This is a genomic window from Aeromicrobium sp. CnD17-E, from assembly GCF_024124745.1.
Taxonomy (GTDB): Bacteria; Actinomycetota; Actinomycetes; order Propionibacteriales; family Nocardioidaceae; genus Aeromicrobium.
Genome location: NZ_JAMXRU010000196.1, coordinates 1 through 2,083, shown reverse-complemented (window position 1 = coordinate 2,083; position 2,083 = coordinate 1). Strand labels below are relative to the sequence as shown.

Annotated in this window: 2 protein-coding genes; both read left to right on the top strand. The window is 74.2% G+C overall.

The features are described 5' to 3' along the window. Positions 1-202: 202 nt before the first annotated feature. Complete coding sequence (gene xylA / locus NH339_RS18025) at positions 203-1,363, top strand: xylose isomerase (protein WP_253027378.1); 1,161 nt, start codon at positions 203-205, stop codon at positions 1,361-1,363. A gap of 2 nt (positions 1,364-1,365) precedes the next feature. Further along, a partial coding sequence (locus NH339_RS18020) for an ROK family transcriptional regulator (RefSeq protein WP_253027376.1) occupies positions 1,366-2,083 on the top strand: 718 nt, incomplete at its 3' end.

Sequence of the window (2,083 nt, the reverse complement as noted above, 5' to 3'; positions counted from 1 at the left end):
AGCCGCCCGCCTGGCCGCTCGCCGGCACCCGGGTGCTCCGGGCGGAGCCGACGCCCGCCGTCCGCGACGCGTACGCCGGCCTGCGCGACCGCACGCCCGCCCTGACGCCCTGACCTCGCCGTCCTGACCCGCCGGCACGACACCCGCACCGACGACCTGACACCCATCACCGACCACCGCACCACCCACCGAGAGGCGCACCATGTCCGTCCCCACCCCGACCCCCGCCGACAAGTTCTCCTTCGGCATCTGGACCGTCCAGTACGCCGGCCGCGACCCGTTCGGCGACCCGACCCGCGCGCCGATGGACCCGGTCCACGCGCTCGAGAAGCTCGCCGAGATCGGCGCCTACGGCGTGAACTTCCACGACGACGACGTCGTGCCCTTCGGCTCCTCGACGTCCGAGCGCGACGCCATCCTCGACCGCTTCCGCCAGGGCCTCGCCGACACCGGCCTGGCCGTGACGACCGCGACGACCAACCTGTTCGGCCACCCCGTCTTCAAGGACGGCGGGTTCACGTCGAACGACCGCGCCGTGCGCCGCTTCGCACTGCGCAAGGTCATGCGCAACATCGACCTCGCCGCCGAGCTCGGCGCGCAGGTCTACGTGTGCTGGGGCGGCCGTGAGGGCGCCGAGAGCGGAGCGGCGAAGGACGTGCAGGCTGCACTGTCGCGCTACAAGGAGGGCTTCGACCTCCTGGGCCAGTACGTCGTGGACCAGGGCTACGACCTGCGCTTCGCGATCGAGCCCAAGCCGAACGAGCCCCGCGGCGACATCCTGCTCCCGACGATCGGCCACGCCCTCGCCTTCATCGACAGCCTGGAGCGACCCGAGCTGGTGGGCGTGAACCCCGAGATCGGGCACGAGGAGATGGCCGGGCTGAACGCCGCGCACGGGTACGCGCAGGCCCTGTGGCACGACAAGCTCTTCCACATCGACCTCAACGGCCAGACGGGCCCGCGCTACGACCAGGACTTCCGCTTCGGTGCCGGCAATGCCCGTGGCGCGTTCTGGGTCGTCGACACGCTGCTCCAGGGCGGCTACGACGGACCGGTGCACTTCGACTTCAAGACGCCGCGCACCGAGGACGAGGACGGCGTGTGGACGGCGGCCGCCGCCTGCATGACGAACTACCTGGTGCTGCGCGAGAAGGCACTTGCCTTCCGCGCGGACCCCGACGTGCAGGAGGCGCTCGCCGCGTCGCGCGTCGGCGAGCTGTCCACGCCGACCCTGGCGGAGGGCGAGACCTGGCAGGACCTGCAGGCCGATCCGGAGGAGGACCCGGAGACCCTCGGCTCGCGCGGCATGGCCTTCGAGCGGCTCGACCAGCTCGCGCTCGAGCACCTCTACGGGGTGCGCTGAGCATGCCCCCGGCCGCCCCCGACCAGCTGCGTCGCGCCAACACGGCCCTCGTGCTGCGCACGCTGCGCGACCACGGCCCGGGCAGCCGGTCGGCGCTCGCGCGGCGCACCGGCCTGGCCAAGGCGACGGTGGGGGCGATCGTGGGCGAGCTCGCCGAGCACGCCGTCGTCGTCGAGGGCGAGGCGTCCTCGCAGGGCCGGGGTCGACCGTCGACCCCGGTCGGGCTGGTCGCCGGCAGCGTGCTCGGCCTGGGGCTCGAGGTGAACGTCGACTACGTGGCGGCGGCGCTCGTCGACCTCGCGGGGTCGCGCGTGCGCACCACGACGCGCGAGGTGCCGCAGGGCGACGACGCCCTCGACGTGCTGGAGGGCCTCGCGCTGGACGTCCGGCGCGAGGCCCCGGGGCGCATCGTCGGGGCGCACCTCGCCGTCCCCGGCCTGGTCGAGCGCGACCACGCGACCGTCCGGCTCGCGCCGAACCTGGGCTGGACGGACACCCGGCCCGGCGACCGGCTCGCGGCGTCCCTGGGCCTGCCCGTGCAGGTCGACAACGACGCCAACCTCGCCGCCGTGGCCGAGGCGACCCACGGCGCGGCACGCGGCACGACGTCGTCGCTGTACATCACCGGCACCGTCGGCATCGGCGGCGGGATCGTTCAGGACGGCCGGCTCGTGCGCGGGTCCGGGTTCGCCGGCGAGGTCGGGCACATGCCCGTCGGGC

What these genes read in the sequence shown, in the direction of transcription:
- xylA (WP_253027378.1), top strand. Translation starts at nt 203, where the DNA reads ATGTCCGTCCCCACCCCGACCCCCGCCGACAAGTTCTCCTTCGGCATC.